Below are 15,857 nucleotides of genomic sequence, written 5' to 3'. Positions count from 1 at the left end.
CGACCCGCAGTCCCTCGCCCCACCCGCAGTCCCCAGCCCGACCCTCCGAGACTCGCCCGAAAGGCACCACCGTGACCACCGAAGCGTACGTCTACGACGCGATCCGCACCCCGCGCGGCCGCGGCAAGGCCAACGGCGCCCTGCACGGCACCAAGCCGATCGACCTCGTCGTCGGCCTCATCCACGAGATCCGCGCCCGCTTCCCCGGACTCGACCCGGCCGCCATCGACGACATCGTCCTCGGCGTCGTCGGCCCCGTCGGCGACCAGGGCTCCGACATCGCCCGTATCGCCGCCATCGCCGCCGGCCTGCCCGACACCGTCGCCGGCGTCCAGGAGAACCGCTTCTGTGCCTCCGGCCTCGAAGCCGTCAACCTGGCCGCCGCCAAGGTCCGCTCCGGCTGGGAGGACCTGGTCCTCGCCGGCGGCGTCGAGTCCATGTCCCGGGTGCCGATGGCCTCCGACGGCGGCGCCTGGTTCGCCGACCCGATGACCAACATCGCCACCAACTTCGCCCCCCAGGGCATCGGCGCCGACCTCATCGCCACCATCGAGGGCTTCTCGCGCCGCGACGTCGACGAGTACGCCGCCCTCTCCCAGGAGCGCGCCGCCGCGGCCTGGAAGGACGGCCGCTTCGACCGCTCCGTCGTCCCCGTCAGGGACCGCGCCGGACTCACCGTCCTCGACCACGACGAGCACATGCGCCCCGGCACCACCGCCGACTCGCTCGCCCGGCTCAAGCCCTCCTTCGCCGACATCGGCGAACTCGGCGGCTTCGACGCGGTCGCGCTGCAGAAGTACCACTGGATCGAGGAGATCGACCACGTCCACCACGCCGGCAACTCCTCCGGCATCGTCGACGGCGCCTCCCTCGTCGCCATCGGCTCCCGGGAGGTCGGCGAGCGCCACGGCCTGACGCCCCGCGCCCGGATCGTCGCCGCCGCCGTCTCCGGCTCCGAGCCCACCATCATGCTCACCGGACCGGCCCCCGCGACCCGCAAGGCGCTCGCCAAGGCCGGACTCACCATCGACGACATCGACCTGATCGAGATCAACGAGGCCTTCGCCGCCGTGGTCCTGCGCTTCGTCAAGGACATGGGCGTCTCCCTCGACAAGGTCAACGTCAACGGCGGCGCCATCGCGCTCGGCCACCCGCTCGGCGCCACCGGCGCGATGATCCTCGGCACCCTCGTCGATGAGCTGGAGCGCCAGGACAAGCGCTACGGCCTCGCGACCCTCTGTGTCGGCGGCGGCATGGGCATCGCCACGATCGTCGAGCGCGTCGAGCGCTTCTGACCGCCCGGTCCGAACCCTTCTTACGGAGAAGCATCAGCATGAGCGAGAGCACCACCATCCGCTGGGAGCAGGACGAGACCGGCGTCGTCACCCTCGTCCTGGACGACCCGAACCAGTCCGCCAACACCATGAACCAGGCCTTCCGGGCCTCGATCGTCGCGATCGCCGACCGCGCGGAGGCCGAGAAGGACTCCATCCGCGGCATCATCTACACCTCGGCGAAGAAGACCTTCTTCGCCGGCGGCGACCTCAAGGACATGATCCAGGCGGGCCCCGAGCACGCCCAGGACATCTTCGACGGCGCCATGGAGATGAAGAAGGCGCTGCGCCGCATCGAGACCCTCGGCAAGCCCGTCGTCGCCGCGATCAACGGCGCCGCGCTCGGCGGCGGTTACGAGATCGCCCTCGCCTCCCACCACCGCATCGCCCTCGACGCGCCCGGCTCCAAGATCGGCCTGCCCGAGGTCACCCTGGGCCTGCTCCCCGGCGGTGGCGGCGTCACCCGCACCGTACGCCTCATGGGCATCACCGACGCCCTGCTCAAGGTGCTGCTCCAGGGCACCCAGTACAACCCGCGGCGCGCCCTGGACAACGGCCTCGTGCACGAGCTGGCCGCGACGCGGGAGGAGATGCTCGCCAAGGCCCGCGCCTTCATCGACGCCCACCCCGAGTCCCGCCAGCCCTGGGACGTGCCCGGCCACAAGATCCCCGGCGGCACCCCGTCGAACCCCAAGTTCGCCGCCAACCTGCCGGCCTTCCCCGCCAACCTGCGCAAGCAGCTGAACGGCGCGCCCTACCCGGCCCCGCGCAACATCATGGCCGCGGCCGTCGAGGGCTCCCAGGTCGACTTCGAGACCGCGCTCACCATCGAGAGCCGCTACTTCACCGAGCTGGTCGTCGGCCAGACCGCGAAGAACATGATCCAGGCGTTCTTCTTCGACCTCCAGGCCGTCAACTCCGGCGCCAACCGCCCCCAGGGCGTCGAGCCCCGCAAGGTCCGCAGGGTCGCCGTGCTCGGCGCGGGCATGATGGGCGCCGGCATCGCGTACTCCTGCGCCCGCGCCGGCATCGAGGTGGTCCTCAAGGACGTCTCCGCCGAGGCGGCGGCCAAGGGCAAGGCGTACTCGGAGAAGCTGTGCGCCAAGGCGGTGTCGCGCGGCCGCACCACGCAGGAGAAGGCGGACGCCCTGCTCGCCCTGATCACGCCGACCGCCGACGTGGCGGACCTGGCGGGCTGCGACGCGGTCATCGAGGCGGTCTTCGAGGACACGTCGCTCAAGCACAAGGTCTTCCAGGAGATCCAGCACGTCGTCGAGCCCGACGCGCTGCTCTGCTCCAACACCTCCACCCTGCCCATCACCGTCCTCGCCGAGGGCGTGGAGCGGCAGGCCGACTTCATCGGCCTGCACTTCTTCTCGCCCGTCGACAAGATGCCGCTCGTCGAGATCATCAAGGGCGAGCGCACCGGCGACGAGGCCCTGGCCCGCGCCTTCGACCTGGTCCGCCAGATCGACAAGACGCCGATCGTCGTCAACGACTCGCGCGGCTTCTTCACCTCCCGGGTGATCGGCCACTTCATCAACGAGGGCGTCGCCATGGTCGGCGAGGGCGCCGAGCCCGCCTCCGTCGAGCAGGCCGCCGCCCAGGCCGGCTACCCGGCGAAGGTCCTCTCCCTCATGGACGAGCTGACCCTCACCCTGCCCCGCAAGATTCGCAACGAGACGCGGAAGGCCGTCGAGGAGGCCGGCGGCACCTGGATCGCGCACCCCGGCGAGATCGTCATCGACCGCATGGTCGACGAGTTCGGCCGCCCCGGCCGCAGCGGCGGCGCCGGCTTCTACGAGTACGGCGAGGACGGGAAGCGCGGCAGGCTGTGGCCGGGCCTGCGCGAGCACTTCACCAAGCCCGAGGTCGAGATCCCGTTCCGCGACATGCAGGAGCGGATGCTGTTCGCGGAGGCGCTCGACACCGTCCGCCTCCTGGAGGAGGGCGTCCTGACCTCGGTCGCGGACGCCAACATCGGCTCCATCCTGGGCATCGGCTTCCCTGCGTGGACGGGCGGCGTGCTCCAGTACATCAACGGTTACGAGGGCGGCGTCGCCGGCTTCGTGGAGCGGGCGCGCGAACTGGCGGCGACGTACGGCGAGCGGTTCAACCCGCCGGCCCTCCTGGTGGAGAAGGCGGAGCGGGGCGAGGTCTTCACGGACGCCTGAGCGGGCGGCTGGGCTGACGGCCTGGGGCGCGCCCCAGGCCGGCGCCCTGGGCCGCCGGCTTGGGTCGGAGCCCTGGGCCGGCGCCCTGGGCCGACGGGTCCGCGGACCGGACGCCTCGGCCGTCAGCGACCGGCGTCAGCGGCCGGCCGTCAGCGACTCCTGAAGGCGGTCCTCAGCTCCTCGCTGAGCGACCGCTGGAAGGCCGTGACGAGGGCCTGGACCACCATCGGCTGCATGTGCGCGGAGAGCGACTTCATTGCTGTCAGGTGGTCCGGGTCCGCGCCGCTCTCCCGGTACGGGTTCCACACCTGCTCCTGGAACAGCCGGGCCAGCTCCTGCGCCGCACTGCGGGCGTGCTCCAGGAGCACGGTCCGGGAGGCGAGGATCGTCTCGTGCTCGATGGGCACGTCGAGCAGCTCGACACCGAGCCGCAGCAGGGAGCCGTCGAGCCGGAACACGTCCGGGTCCGGCCCCTTGTCCAGCACGCCCATCGCCGCCAGCCGGTCCACGTCCCGGTCCGCGAGCGGACGCCCGGCCCGGCGCTCCAGCTCCGGCCGGGTGATCACCTCGGCGGACTCCGGCGCCCACGAGGCCACCAGGGCCCGGTGGATCGCCAGGTCCTGGGCGCTCAGATCGGCCGGCAGCTGCTCCAGATAGCGCTCGATCGCGGCGAGCGTCATGCCCTGCCGCTGCAGCTCCTCGATCAGCGCGAGCCGAGACAGATGCGCCGGCCCGTAGTGCCCGACCCGGCGCGGCCCGATGACGGGCGGCGGCAGCAGCCCCCGCGTCCCGTAGAACCGCACCGTCCGCACGGTCACCCCGGCCCGGGCGGCCAGCTCGTCCACCGTGTAGGTCGGTGTGGCCGCCTGCTCGTCGCTCGCGTGCTCCATGGTTCAACAGTATTGCTGTCTCACCAGCTCTGTAAAAGGCGTGGAGCGTTGTCAGTGGCGGCTCGTACGGTGGCGCCATGACCGGGATCGAGTACGTGCAGGGGGACGCCACCGCGCCGCGGGGGAAAGGCGTCAAGATCATCGCCCATGTCTGCAACGACCTGGGCGGCTGGGGCAAGGGCTTCGTGCTTGCCGTCTCGCGACGCTGGCCCGAGCCCGAGGCGGCCTTCCGCCGCTGGCACCGCGAGCGCGCGCGGAACGACTTCGGCCTCGGCGCGGCCCAGTTCGTCCAGGTCGAGCCGTACGTGTGGGTGGCCAACCTGGTGGGGCAGCGGGGGATCCGGACGGGGCGCAGCAGCGGAGTGCCCGTGCGGTACGAGGCGATCGACGCGGCCCTCGGGCTGCTCGCCGACCGGGCGGCGGAGCTCGGGGCCTCCGTGCACATGCCCCGGATCGGCTGCGGGCTCGCGGGCGGGAAGTGGTCGCGGGTCGAGCCGCTGATAGCCGGGCGGCTGACGGCGCGGGGGATACCGGTCACGGTGTACGACTTCGGGGGCTAGGGACGCCCGGCCTCCGGGCCTGGGGGTGCCTGGCGAACCCGGCCCCTGTTCCGCCGGACGGGCCCGCGTGCGTGTCCGGCGGGACAGGGGCCGACCCCGGGAGAAAGGGGCGCGTGGCGGACGCTAGAGTCATGCGCCTGTTCGATCAGCGGCGTAAGGCAGGGGGAGGCGCATGCAGGCGCAACTCAGGGAGACGGCCACCGAGTTGGCCCGACTCCTGTGGCGGGAGCACACCGTGTACCGCGAGCGCGACGGCGGTGTGGTGATCCGGGGCGAGCACGTGCGGCGCTGGATCAGCCTGTCGCCGACCGGGGGCAAGGACCAGGCGCGTGTCCGGGCCGGCCGGATCCTCGACGGCGGGACGACCGCTCCCGCCCGGCTCGAGGCCGTGGTGGACCTGACGTCCGGCACCGCAGAGCTGGCCGCGGTCTGCCGCCGGCTCCTCGCGGAGACCGCGGCCGACGCCGCGCCGTCGGCGGCCGGGGCGTCCCGTCCGGCGAGGAAGCCGAAGCCGGCGAAGGGCGGGCCGGCCCGTCCGCGCAAGGGGCGCCACACCGGCGTCGGCTCGTGGGTGATCCTGCTGTGCGTCGGAGGCGTCGTCGCCCTCTGGGCGTACAGCGTCTTCGGCGGCGCGTACTAGCGGCCGGTCCGGCTGTCCAGGGGTCGACGGCCCCTGGGCGCCGCCCACGTGTCCGCGCGTGCCTGGGCGCGCCCCGCCCGGCCGTGCGTGGCGGCGCCGTGGACTTCGCACGAGCCCGCGGCGCCGTCCGCTGTACGCCGTCCGGCGTCCGGCGGGGTCAGCCCGCGGAGTAGCCCGTCACGGGGTAGTGGTCGCTCAGGTTCGTGTACGTGTACGTCGTGCCCCAGCTGGACACGGTCCACGGCGCGGTCTGCTCCGGGATCACGTTGTTCGTCCAGCCCGTCGGGCGCGCGTTCCCGGCGCGGAACAGGACGTAGTCGAGGTCCTCGCGCGGGTCGTTCGGGTAGCGGTCGTGCGCGATCGAGTTGAGCGCCGTGTCGAAGGAGTACGGGTGACCGGTGCGGGCGTCCGCGCCGGCCAGGCCGGCGTCGGCCAGCATGGTGGCGTACTCCGGCGTCCGCGAGTCCACGTTCATGTCGCCCGCGACGATCACCTGCTCGTTCGCCGGGATGTTCTTGGCGTCGAGGAAGGCGTCGATGTTCTTGAACTGCCGGCTGCGCATCTGCGCCGCCTCGCCCGCCGAGCAGCCCGGGTCGGTGGACTGGGCGTGGGTGCCGACCACGTGCACCTTGGTGCCGTTGACGTCGAGGACCGTGTAGACGAAGCCCTTGTTCGAGTACCAGTCGGCGCCGCAGGCGTCCTTGTAGACGTACTGCTCCTTGCGGACGATCGGCCACTTGCTGAGGACCGTCACGCCGCCGTCCTCCGGCGTCGTGGCGGAGTAGGCGCCGCCGGTGGCGTCCCAGCCCGTCTTGGAGCGGCCCAGGACCGGGGTCTGGTACGGGTACTGGGCGGCCGCCCTGGCCTTGAGGGCATCGGAGGAGGAGTTGTCGAAGGCCTCCTGGAGCACGACCACGTCGTTGCCCTGGAAGAAGGAGGTCGTGGGGATCGTGGCGGCCCGGTGGTCCTGGCCCCAGTTCGGGTACAGCGTCTTGGAGAAGAGGAAGACGTTGTACGTCAGCACCTTCAGGTTCGGCGTCGCGGCGGTGGCCGTGGTGTCGGCGGCCGAGGCGGAGGGGGCGGCGAGCGCCAGGGTGGTGGCGGCGAGCGCGGCCGAGAGTGCGGCGCCGGACATGCGGCGGAGCGCGGTGGAACGCACGATGAACTCCCAAATGAGGGTGGGGGGTTGGACCGGGCGCCGCACATCAAATCAGTCGTGGTTACCTTCCGGTAGCCTTTGGGTGCCGTGAATCTTGCGGGGCTCGCACGAACACACCAACTCTCCGGCGCATCCCCGATATCTGCCGGAATTGAGAGTTTTGCGACCAGGTAGGATGCGCGCATGACCCTCGCGCAGAACTCGCAGATCTTCCCCACCGACCTGGGACCGCTCAACCCCGTCTGGGCCGAGCTCATCCTCGGCGCCGTCCTCTTCGGCCTGACCTTCCTGATCCTGGCCAAGGGGATCCTGCCGAAGATCAAGCGCACGCTCACCGAGCGTGAGGACGCCATCGAAGGCGGCACCGAGCGCGCCGACGACCTGCGTGCCGAGGCCAGCGCCATCCGCGAGCAGTACGAGGCCGAGCTCGCCGAGGCCCGTCACGACGCCGCGCGCATCCGCGCCCAGGCCACCGAGGAGGGCTCCCAGGCGATCGCCGCGGCCCGCGCCGAGGGCATCGCCGAGCGCGAGCGCATCCTCGCCTCCGGTCACGAGCAGATCGCCGTCGAGCGCGAGGCCGCCGAGCGCGAGCTCGCCGGTGACGTCGACGCCTGGGCCCGCTCCCTGGCCGGCCGCATCGTCGGTGAGCCGGTCGGCGCCGAGCGCGCCTGACGCACCTCGCACCACCACGCACCACCGCAGGGGCCGCGCCCCGGGCCGTCCCAGACGCCCGGGCCGCGGCCCCGCGTCGTATCCACACCGGGCGCGCCGCGGACCGGACGCCGTGCCGGCCGGGCGCCTTGCCCGGCGCGCGGGACCGGGGCAGCCTGGGAGAACGAGAGGGACACCGCGTTGACGGACCACGACGACCACGCACCGCACGCAGCACACGGACCCGCGGCACCGCACCCACCCGCCGGACCGGCGATGCCGCACGGGCCGGCGGCGTCGCACGCGCCCGCCGGACCGGAGTCCCACCGCTCACTGGCGGAACGCCGCACACCGGCGCCACACCGCTCACCGGCGCCACACCGCTCACCGGCGGCTCCGCCCGTTCCGTGCCCCGAGCCGGCCCACGGCGGGGAATCCGTGTCCGCCGCCTCCGCGGCCTCCGCCGGGCTTGCGTCCGCCGCGAGTGTCGCGGCACCCGGGCGTGCCGGAGCCTCCGTGCGCCCGGAAAGCCCGGCGCGTTCGCGGGCCGCCCGCCCCGAGCCCGTGCCGCCGCCCGTCGGCGGCGTGCTGTGGACCGTCGCCGGGGACGTCCGCGCCCTCCTCATTCTGCCCGCGGCCCTCACCATGCAGGTCGCCCACCCCGCCGTCGGCGCCGGCGTCGACGACCACTCCGTCTTCCGTACGGACCCGTGGGGCCGCGGCGAGCGCTCGCTGCGCTCTCTCCAGCTGTGGATCTACGGCGGGGAGCGGGCCGCCGAGGAGGGGCGCAGGCTGCGCGCGCTGCACAAGGAGATCCAGGGCACCGACGCCCGCGGCCGCCGCTACCACGCCCTCGACCCCTCCTACTACGCCTGGGTGCACGCCACCGGCTACCCCGTGTACCGCCACGGCCTGAGCTACCTCGCCCGCCCTCTCACCGAGGCGCAGGAACGGCAGCTCTACGCGGAGTGGCTCCAGGTCGGCCGCGTGCTCGGCATCCACGACCGCGACATGCCGCAGTCGATCGAGGAGTTCTGGCCGTACTACCGCCGGGTCCTCGACGAGGAACTGGAGGCCACCGCCGTCGTCCGCGAACTGATCGCCACCGACGCACCCGTACCCGCCCCCGACCGCGGCCCGCTGCCCGTACGGCTCGCCCTCGCCGCCCTGTGGCCGCTGCTCCGCGGCCCCTTCCTGCGCACACGGGCCTTCCTCACCGTCGGGCTCATGCCCCCGGAGGCCCGCGCGGCCATCGGCCTGGAATGGTCCCCGGACCAGGAACGCCGGCTGCGCCGCCTCGCCCGCGTCGTACGGACCGTCGTGCCCGTGCTCCCGGAACGCCTGCGCTACCTCCCGCTGGCCCGCGAGGCCCGAGCGAACGCCCGCCGCGGGGAACCGCAGCGGCGGGCCTAAGGCCGGTCCGTACGGCGGAAGGCCGCCCGGTACGCGCTCGGGCGGTGGCCCGTGTGACGGGCGAAGAGGGCGGCGAAGGTGCCCGGGTCGCGGTAGCCGACGGACGCGGCGACGGAGGCGACGGTGCGGTCGGTGGTCTCCAGGAGGTGACGGGCGCGGCGGACCCGGGAGTCCTGCAGATGCGCCAGCGGGCTGCGCCCGGTCTCCTCGGCGAAGCGGCGCAGCAGCGTGCGGGTGCTGACCCGGAAGGCGTCCGCCAGCGCGGCGAGGTCGTACCGCTCGGCGAGGTTCTGGTCGAGCCGCCGCATGACCCGCTGGGAGAAGTCGCCGCCCGGCTGGGGGAGCAGCCGCGGGTCGACGTACGGGGTCTGGGAGCTCCGGGCGTCGTCGACGAGCGCCACCCGTGCGGTGGACCTGGCCACCCGGGCGCCGCTGTGCCGGCGGATCAGGTCCAGTGCGAAGTCGTACATGGCGGTGAAGGCGGCGGTGGTCGTCACCCCGGTGTCGGTGACCACCAGATGCTCGGGCCGGACGTCGGCGCCCGGGCAGCGCCTGGCCAGCTCGTCGGCGTACAGCCAGGACGTGGTGGCCCGGCGCCGGTCGAGCAGTCCCGCCTCGGCGAGCAGGAACGCGCCGACGCAGAGGGACACGACGGCGGTGCCGGCGGCGGCCCGCGCGCGGATCTCCGCGGTCTCCGGGCGGAGCCGGGCGAGGCGCGCGTCGAGGTCCGTGCCCGGAGCCAGTTCGAAACCGGGCACGACGAGGACGTCGACCTCGCGCGGCGGACGCACGTCCAGGCTCGTGCCGCCCGAGGCGGTGACCCGGCGGCGGGGCGAGACGACCGAGACCCGATAGCCGGGCGCGTCCGGACCGGCGACGTGCGCGGCCATGGTCAACAGGTCGGGGACCCCGAAGACCTCGGAGGCGAAGCAGCCCGGGTAGGCGAGGACGCCGACCCGCAGCGCACCCGGCCCGGAGCCACGCCCCTCGCCTTCGTCCGGCTCGGCCCGCCGCAGCCCCTCCACCACGTGCCCGCACCTCCGCACCTGTGTCGCCCACCGCGTACCCGCGTACCTGCGGCACCGGCCCGTACGCCGTACCCGCCCGCGTACCTGCATACCCCGCGTACCGCGGCCCCGGCCCGTACGGCCCGTCCCGTCGTCGCGTGGCGAGATTACCCCCGGGCTCGGCGATCCAGCCCCTCACCCGACCGCCGCTCCGCGGGCACGCTGTCCCCATGACCGACGATCCGATCAGCGACTTCACCCGCCGGAGCATGACCGTGGACGGGGTGGAGAAGACGGTGTACGTGGCCGGGGCCGGGCCCGCGGTCGTGCTGCTGCCCGAGATGCCCGGCATCAGCCCCGACGTCCTGCGGCTCGCGCGCTGGGTGCGGGACGCGGGCTTCACCGTCCACGTGCCGTCCCTGTTCGGGACGGACGGCGCCTTCCCCACGGTCGAGGGCGGCCGGGAGGTCGTCCGCCGCGCCTGTGTCAGCGCCGAGTTCCGCGCCTTCGCCGGAGGCGGCACCAGTCCCGTGACGGTGTGGCTGCGCGGCCTGGCGCGTCAGGCCCACGCAGCGTGCGGCGGACCCGGAGTGGGGGCGATCGGCCTGTGCTTCACCGGCAACTTCGCCCTCACCATGGCCCTGGAGCCGGCGGTGATCGCCCCGGTGGTCAACCACCCGTCGCTGCCGCTCGACGACCCGGGCGGGCTCGAACTCGACGCCGCCGACGCGCGCGCCGTACGCGACCGGCTCGCCCGTGACGGGCTCACCGTGCTCGCCTACCGCTTCGAGGGCGACCGCTGGTGCACGGGGCAGCGGTTCGCGGCCTACCGCGCGCTGCTCGGCGACTCCTTCGACGGGCGCGTCCTCCCGGACGCCGCCGCCAATCCGGCCCCGCCGCCCTTCTTCGCCGGCCTGGTCGGCACGCCGCACAGCGTCGTCACCGCCCATCTCGTCGACGAGGCGGGCCACCCCACGGTCCGGGCCCGCGACGAGATCCTCGCCTTCCTCGCCGAACGCCTGCGCCCGCAAACCGCCTGACGGGGCATCAGGCCCCGGCGCGCAGGGCCGTCAGCGCGGCCAGGTAGTCGTCGACGAGCTCGGTCTGACGCTCGGGTGGGAAGTCCGGTGGGCTGAGCAGCGCCTGGACCACCAGTCCGAGGGCGAAGGACTGCGCGCCGGCCGCCAGGCGGCCGGGATCGCCCGGAGGGAGTTCGCCCCGCTCCTGCGCCGTCGCGATCAGCTCGGCGAGCCGGGCCCGGCCGCGGGCGTACCGGGCGGCGTGGTCCTCGCTCAGCCGCGGGTCCGCGAGCGCGGTGTCCCAGGACGAGACCCAGATCCGGTTGCTCGCGGTGGCCTCGGGCGTCAGCGGCAGGATGTCCAGGAGCGCGGCCCGTACGGCGGCGAGACCCGGCCCTCCGGCGCGGCGGGGGCGGGAGGTGGTGCGCTCGTCGAGCAGGTCGAGGGCGTGCCGGACCAGGTCGCGTTTGGCCGGAAAGTAGTGGGTCAGCAGACCGGTGGTGGCACCCAGCTCGGCGGCGACGGCGCGCAGCGTGAGCCCGCCGAAGCCCTGGGCGGCGAGCACCCGCCAGACGGCCTCGGAGACCTCGCGGCGCCGGGCCTCGTGGTCGCCCTTGGTTCGTGCCATGCTGCTACGGTAATGGTCATAACGCTTGTTGTGTGAATGGGGTCCTCATGTTCGCCCTCCCTTTGCGGGACAACGCCGAGCTCCGCCCGCTGGAGGCCTGGCACGCCGAGGAGTTCGCCGACCACCTGGACCGGGCGCGCGAGCACATCAGGCCGTGGGTCGGGCAGGCCTTCGTCACCGACGACGTCGAAGGCGCCCGGGGCACCCTCGTCCGGTACGGCGAGCGCCGGGCGGCCGACGGCGGCCGTCTCTACGGGATCTGGCTCGACGGCACCCTGATCGGCGGCGTGATGTTCACGGCCTTCGACGCCGCCGGCGGCAGCTGCGAGCTGGGCTGCTGGCTCGAACCCGCGGGCGAGGGCCACGGTCTGGTCACCCAGGCCTGCGCCGTCCTGCTCGACTGGGCCCTCGTCGAGCGCGGCCTGCACCGCGCCGAGTGGCACTGCCGGGCCGACAACGCCCGCAGCTCCGCGGTGGCCGAGCGCCTCGGCATGACGCTGGAGGGCACCCGGCGCGAGTCCTGGCCCTACGGCGGCGCCCGCCACGACAAGCAGCTGTGGGGCATCCTCGCCCGGGAGTGGCGAGCCCGCCGCACCTGAGGGGCGAGCCGGCCGCACCTGAGCGGCGAGCCCGCCGCACCTGAGCGACGAGGCCGCGGCGCGGCCACCCGAACCGCCCCGCCTCTCTTCCGACGGGAGGCGCCTCCGCCCCGCACGCAGCATGACGGAAGGCGCCTCCGTCCCGCCCGACCGCGGGACGAAGGCGCCGGTCCGTGCGCGCCACCGCGCGCCGGGCACGCGTCAGTGCGCGTCGTGCTCGTGGATCGTGTTCGTCTCCGCGATCTTCTTCCACGACTTCGGCTGCACCGGCTTCACGGCCTTCGCGCCCGGCGCCTTACGGGTGGAGGGCGCCGCCGGAGCCGCCGCGAGGCCGGCCTCCGCCGCCGTCGGCGCCGAGGGCTTCACCGGCTGGTAGAGCCAGGTGTCGAAGAGCCCGGCGAGCGGCTTGCCCGAGACCCGCTCCGCGTACTTCACGAAGTCGGACACGTGGGCGTTGCCGTACGCGTGCTCCTGCGGCCAGCCCTTGAGGATCGCGAAGAAGTCCTCGTCACCGATCTCGTTGCGCAGCGCCTGCAGCGCCAGCGCGCCCCGGTCGTACACGGCGATGTGGAACTGGTCGTCGGCGCCCGGGTCGCCCGGCTTCACCGTCCAGAACGGGTCGTCCGCCGCCCGCGTCTGGTACACGTAGTCGGCGAGCTCCTGGGCCGTGCCATCGCCCTCCTTCTCCGACCACAGCCACTGGCTGTAGCGGGCGAAGCCCTCGTTGACCCAGATGTCCTTCCAGTCGGCGACCGACACGCTGTCGCCGTACCACTGGTGGGCCAGCTCGTGCACCACGACCGAGACGTTCGCGCCGTTGGCGAACTGCCGCGGGCTGTAGAACGGCCGGGTCTGCGTCTCCAGGGCGTAGCCGCTGGTCACGTTCGGGACGTAGCCGCCGAGGGAGTTGAAGGGGTACGGGCCGAAGACCGACTCCAGCCACTCCGCGACCTCGGTGGTCCGCTCGATCGAGGCGCGCGCCGAGCCCGCGTTGTCCCCGAGGTCCTTGCTGTAGGCGTTGAGGACCGGCAGGCCGTTCGCGGTCTTGTCCGTGGTGATGTCGAACTTGCCCACCGCGAGCGTGGCGAGATACGTCGCCTGCGGCTTGTTGGAGCGCCAGTTGTAGCGCGTCCAGCCCAGCCGGGAGGACTGCGACTGCAGGACGCCGTTGCTGATCGCCTGCGTGCCGTCCGGCACCGAGACGGACACGTCGAAGGTGGCCTTGTCCAGCGGGTGGTCGTTGGAGGGGAACCACCAGACGGCCGAATCCGGCTCCTGCGCCGCCACGCCGCCGTCGGGAGTGCGGTGCCAGGCGGTCCAGCCGCCGATCTTCAGCTCCGACGGCTTGCCCGCGTAACGCACGACGACCGTGACCGGCTTGTTCTTCTCGAGCGGGACGGCCGGGGTGACCTCAAGCTCGTGGTCGCCGGACGCGGCGAACCTCGCGACGCGGCCGTTCACCCGTACCTCGCTGACCTTGAGACCCAGGTCGAGGTTGAAGCGGGAGAGGTTCTGCCTGGTGGTGGCGAGGATCGTCGCCGTGCCCTCCAGGAGGTCCGTCGCGGGCTGGTACTTCAGCCGCAGGTCGTAGTGGGAGACGTCGTAACCGCCGTTGCCGCTGGCGGGGTAGTAGGAGTCGCCGATGCCCGGCGCCCCCACCTGGAAGTCAGCCGCCGATGCCGGGATCGCCAGCAGCAGGGAGGCCGCGAGGGCGCTCGGGACGATGATTCTGCGGTGCACAGGTGCTCCCCAAGTCATAAGAAACGTAAGACGCACGGGTGGTCGTCGGTCCTTAGTTCGACACTATTCAGGCCCCCGACGGCCCGTCACGTCCAGAGCACCGCCTGTCACATGATCGCCATTCGGCCGACATGAACCGCCCGTACCGCTTGTCCGGGACGGCACTCTTTTGCACGGGAGTCGACCGGGGTACGTTCCGCCCCATGCCGATGACGACCCGCACCCTCCGCACCCCCCGGCGCGCGCTCCTGGTCACGGCGGGCGTCGCCGCCCTCGGTCTGCCGCTGCTCGCCGCGCCCACCGAGGCGGCCGGCAGCGCTCTCCCGCCGCCCGCGCCGCGCACCGGCTTCGAGGAGAGCGGCGGCGCCCGGTGGACCGGCGAGGACGAGGAGGCGGCCTTCCTCGCCGCCGTCGACCGGGCGAGCGCCCGCCTGTCCGTCCGCACCATCGGCAGCACCGCGCAGGGCCGGCCGCTGCGGCTCGCCACCCTCGGCACCGGCCCGACGACCGTGCTCCTCATCTGCACCCAGCACGGCGACGAACCCTCGGGCCGGGAGGCCTGCCTGAGCACCCTGCGCGACCTCGCGTACGACCGCGGCCAGGAGACCCGGCGCCTCCTCGCCCGCACCACCCTGCTCGTGGTGCCCACGGCCAACCCCGACGGCCGCGCGGCGAACACCCGGGGCAACAGCGACGGGGTCGACATCAACCGCGACCACCTCGCCCTGCGCACCGCCGAGGCGCGGGCGCTCGCCGCCGTGATCCGCGACCGGCGCCCCGAACTCGTCTACGACCTCCACGAGTACGGCGCCACCCCGCCCTACTACGACAAGGAGCTGCTCGCCCTCTGGCCGCGCAACCTCAACACCGACCCGGCGGTCCACGAGGAGTCCCACACCCTCTCCGAGGCGTACGTGCGCCCGGCCGCGGCACTCGCGGGCTTCAGCACCGGCATCTACGGCATCTGGACCGACCCCTTCACCGGCAAGCCGGTCAAGCAGGTCGCCGGGGACGGCCAGGAGCGCATCCTGCGCAACACCGCGGGCGTCAAGCACGCCGTCGGCCTCCTCGTGGAGACCCGCGAGGACGCCCTCGGCCGGGCCGAGGAGGACGACCCCGCCCTCAGCCACCGCCGCCGCGTCGCCACCCAACGGGCCGCCCTCAAAGGCGCGTTCGCCTACCTCGACGAACACCGGGGCCGGCTGACGGCCGCCACCGCGCACGCCCGCGTGACCGGCTTCGCCGACCGCGGTCCTGTCCTCCTCGGCGGCGCCGACAACGACCCGGCCGAACCCGCCGAGATCCTCCAGGACCCGCCGTGCGCCTACCGTCTGACGGAGGCTCAGTACGCTCAGATGGGCGACGAGCTGGACCTGCACGGGGTCGTCGTACGTGCCGCGGACGGCGGTGGCGCCCTCGTCCCGCTGCGACAGTCGCAGCGCGCCCTGGTGCCGCTGCTGCTCGACCCGCGCGCCGCGTACGGACTCACTCGCGGAGAGCCTGTGGAGAGGTGTTGAGGAGCTGGTGAGCGCCGTCGGTGACGGCCAAGGTGATGATCATTCCGGGTTAGGGTTACCAACCGGTATTGACCATACCTGAACGGGCCCATCCGGCCCGGAAGTTGGAGTGAACCATGACGAACGCGACGCCGCTGCGCCGCACCCTGTCGGCCCTGGCCGCCACGACGCTGCTGGCCGGGGGCCTGCTGCTCGGCCAGACCGCGACCGCGCCGGCCGCCCAGGCAGCCGGCCGGACGGTCACCTGCAAGCCCGCCGAGCTGCGCCAGGACGCCGCCGACCTGCGCGCCAAGGCCGCGAAGCTCGACCGCCTCGGCGAGAAGGCCGCCGCCCGCAAGGCCCGCGCCCAGGCCGCGGCCCTGGAGCAGAAGGCCAAGGCCTGCGAGGACGCGGACGACACCGCGCCCAAGCCGTTCCCGCGCTAGACGGGAAAGAGACGCGTCGGCCGTGAGCCGACGCGGCCGCACCTCGTGTGAACGCGACGCCCGCCCCGGAGCCGTACGGCCCCGGGGTGATGTTGCGGGTG

15 protein-coding genes are annotated in these 15,857 nt (G+C 73.4%); 10 read left to right on the top strand and 5 right to left on the bottom strand.

The window, feature by feature from the left end:
• Window positions 1–71 precede the first annotated feature (71 nt).
• Both ACFVGS_RS14000 and ACFVGS_RS13995 read left to right on the top strand, forming a co-directional pair.
• On the top strand, window positions 72–1,295 hold the full coding sequence (locus ACFVGS_RS14000) for an acetyl-CoA C-acetyltransferase (RefSeq protein ID WP_385692578.1): 1,224 nt from the start codon (window positions 72–74) through the stop codon (window positions 1,293–1,295).
• 38 nt (window positions 1,296–1,333) lie between these two features.
• Complete coding sequence (locus tag ACFVGS_RS13995; protein ID WP_385692577.1) at window positions 1,334–3,508, top strand: 3-hydroxyacyl-CoA dehydrogenase NAD-binding domain-containing protein; 2,175 nt, start codon at window positions 1,334–1,336, stop codon at window positions 3,506–3,508.
• A gap of 149 nt (window positions 3,509–3,657) precedes the next feature.
• Here the strand turns inward: ACFVGS_RS13995 and ACFVGS_RS13990 are convergent, their stop codons facing one another.
• Window positions 3,658–4,398, bottom strand: coding sequence for a MerR family transcriptional regulator (locus tag ACFVGS_RS13990; RefSeq protein ID WP_384412404.1), 741 nt, complete (start codon window positions 4,396–4,398; stop codon window positions 3,658–3,660).
• 77 nt (window positions 4,399–4,475) lie between these two features.
• On the opposite strand from ACFVGS_RS13990, the gene ACFVGS_RS13985 reads away from it, so the two are divergent.
• Entirely contained in the window at window positions 4,476–4,958 is a 483-nt protein-coding gene (locus tag ACFVGS_RS13985) for a macro domain-containing protein (protein ID WP_384412406.1), read from the top strand.
• Window positions 4,959–5,130: 172 nt separating this feature from the next.
• Entirely contained in the window at window positions 5,131–5,598 is a 468-nt protein-coding gene (locus tag ACFVGS_RS13980; RefSeq protein ID WP_384412409.1) for a hypothetical protein, read from the top strand.
• Between the two features lie 157 nt (window positions 5,599–5,755).
• Here the strand turns inward: ACFVGS_RS13980 and sph are convergent, their stop codons facing one another.
• The gene (gene sph, locus ACFVGS_RS13975) at window positions 5,756–6,733 is read right to left on the bottom strand and encodes a sphingomyelin phosphodiesterase (RefSeq protein WP_385692655.1); all 978 of its coding nucleotides are present in this window, start codon (window positions 6,731–6,733) and stop codon (window positions 5,756–5,758) included.
• 207 nt (window positions 6,734–6,940) lie between these two features.
• Between sph and ACFVGS_RS13970 the strand changes: the two genes are divergently transcribed.
• Window positions 6,941–7,429 (top strand): hypothetical protein, encoded by a 489-nt coding sequence (locus ACFVGS_RS13970; RefSeq protein ID WP_384412411.1) that lies wholly within the window; start codon window positions 6,941–6,943, stop codon window positions 7,427–7,429.
• A gap of 495 nt (window positions 7,430–7,924) precedes the next feature.
• Window positions 7,925–8,821 (top strand): oxygenase MpaB family protein, encoded by an 897-nt coding sequence (locus ACFVGS_RS13965; RefSeq protein WP_385692576.1) that lies wholly within the window; start codon window positions 7,925–7,927, stop codon window positions 8,819–8,821.
• Here ACFVGS_RS13965 and ACFVGS_RS13960 read toward each other — a convergent pair.
• The gene (locus tag ACFVGS_RS13960) at window positions 8,818–9,849 is read right to left on the bottom strand and encodes a GlxA family transcriptional regulator (RefSeq protein ID WP_385692575.1); all 1,032 of its coding nucleotides are present in this window, start codon (window positions 9,847–9,849) and stop codon (window positions 8,818–8,820) included. The two genes, ACFVGS_RS13965 and ACFVGS_RS13960, sit on opposite strands and share 4 nt — an antisense overlap.
• A gap of 209 nt (window positions 9,850–10,058) precedes the next feature.
• Between ACFVGS_RS13960 and ACFVGS_RS13955 the strand changes: the two genes are divergently transcribed.
• Complete coding sequence (locus tag ACFVGS_RS13955) at window positions 10,059–10,868, top strand: dienelactone hydrolase family protein (protein ID WP_385692574.1); 810 nt, start codon at window positions 10,059–10,061, stop codon at window positions 10,866–10,868.
• Between the two features lie 7 nt (window positions 10,869–10,875).
• Here ACFVGS_RS13955 and ACFVGS_RS13950 read toward each other — a convergent pair whose 3' ends face one another.
• A complete protein-coding gene (locus ACFVGS_RS13950; RefSeq protein ID WP_384412422.1) occupies window positions 10,876–11,475 on the bottom strand; it encodes a TetR/AcrR family transcriptional regulator in 600 nt (199 codons plus the stop codon).
• A 47-nt stretch (window positions 11,476–11,522) separates the two neighbouring features.
• On the opposite strand from ACFVGS_RS13950, the gene ACFVGS_RS13945 reads away from it, so the two are divergent.
• Window positions 11,523–12,074 (top strand): GNAT family N-acetyltransferase, encoded by a 552-nt coding sequence (locus ACFVGS_RS13945; protein WP_384412425.1) that lies wholly within the window; start codon window positions 11,523–11,525, stop codon window positions 12,072–12,074.
• Between the two features lie 201 nt (window positions 12,075–12,275).
• On the opposite strand, the gene ACFVGS_RS13940 is transcribed toward ACFVGS_RS13945, so the two are convergent.
• Window positions 12,276–13,814 (bottom strand): M1 family metallopeptidase, encoded by a 1,539-nt coding sequence (locus tag ACFVGS_RS13940; RefSeq protein WP_385692573.1) that lies wholly within the window; start codon window positions 13,812–13,814, stop codon window positions 12,276–12,278.
• A gap of 203 nt (window positions 13,815–14,017) precedes the next feature.
• Between ACFVGS_RS13940 and ACFVGS_RS13935 the strand changes: the two genes are divergently transcribed.
• A complete protein-coding gene (locus ACFVGS_RS13935; RefSeq protein ID WP_385692572.1) occupies window positions 14,018–15,331 on the top strand; it encodes a M14 family metallocarboxypeptidase in 1,314 nt (437 codons plus the stop codon).
• A gap of 116 nt (window positions 15,332–15,447) precedes the next feature.
• A complete protein-coding gene (locus ACFVGS_RS13930) occupies window positions 15,448–15,756 on the top strand; it encodes a hypothetical protein (RefSeq protein WP_384412434.1) in 309 nt (102 codons plus the stop codon).
• Window positions 15,757–15,857 lie beyond the last annotated feature (101 nt).

It is taken from the genome of Streptomyces sp. NPDC127114 (genome assembly GCF_042677525.1).
In the GTDB taxonomy this organism is placed as follows: Bacteria; Actinomycetota; Actinomycetes; order Streptomycetales; family Streptomycetaceae; genus Streptomyces.
Note: the sequence above shows the minus strand (reverse complement) of the source record. Positions and strands in the feature narration are given on the sequence as shown.

Coding starts and splice junctions, on each gene's coding strand:
- ACFVGS_RS13995 (WP_385692577.1), top strand. CDS start 1,334: ATGAGCGAGAGCACCACCATCCGCTGGGAGCAGGACGAGACCGGCGTC.
- ACFVGS_RS13935 (WP_385692572.1), top strand. CDS start 14,018: ATGCCGATGACGACCCGCACCCTCCGCACCCCCCGGCGCGCGCTCCTG.
- ACFVGS_RS13945 (WP_384412425.1), top strand. CDS start 11,523: ATGTTCGCCCTCCCTTTGCGGGACAACGCCGAGCTCCGCCCGCTGGAG.
- ACFVGS_RS13990 (WP_384412404.1), bottom strand. CDS start 4,398: ATGGAGCACGCGAGCGACGAGCAGGCGGCCACACCGACCTACACGGTG.
- ACFVGS_RS13980 (WP_384412409.1), top strand. CDS start 5,131: ATGCAGGCGCAACTCAGGGAGACGGCCACCGAGTTGGCCCGACTCCTG.
- ACFVGS_RS13985 (WP_384412406.1), top strand. CDS start 4,476: ATGACCGGGATCGAGTACGTGCAGGGGGACGCCACCGCGCCGCGGGGG.
- ACFVGS_RS13930 (WP_384412434.1), top strand. CDS start 15,448: ATGACGAACGCGACGCCGCTGCGCCGCACCCTGTCGGCCCTGGCCGCC.
- ACFVGS_RS13950 (WP_384412422.1), bottom strand. CDS start 11,475: ATGGCACGAACCAAGGGCGACCACGAGGCCCGGCGCCGCGAGGTCTCC.
- ACFVGS_RS13955 (WP_385692574.1), top strand. CDS start 10,059: ATGACCGACGATCCGATCAGCGACTTCACCCGCCGGAGCATGACCGTG.
- ACFVGS_RS13970 (WP_384412411.1), top strand. CDS start 6,941: ATGACCCTCGCGCAGAACTCGCAGATCTTCCCCACCGACCTGGGACCG.
- sph (WP_385692655.1), bottom strand. CDS start 6,733: ATGTCCGGCGCCGCACTCTCGGCCGCGCTCGCCGCCACCACCCTGGCG.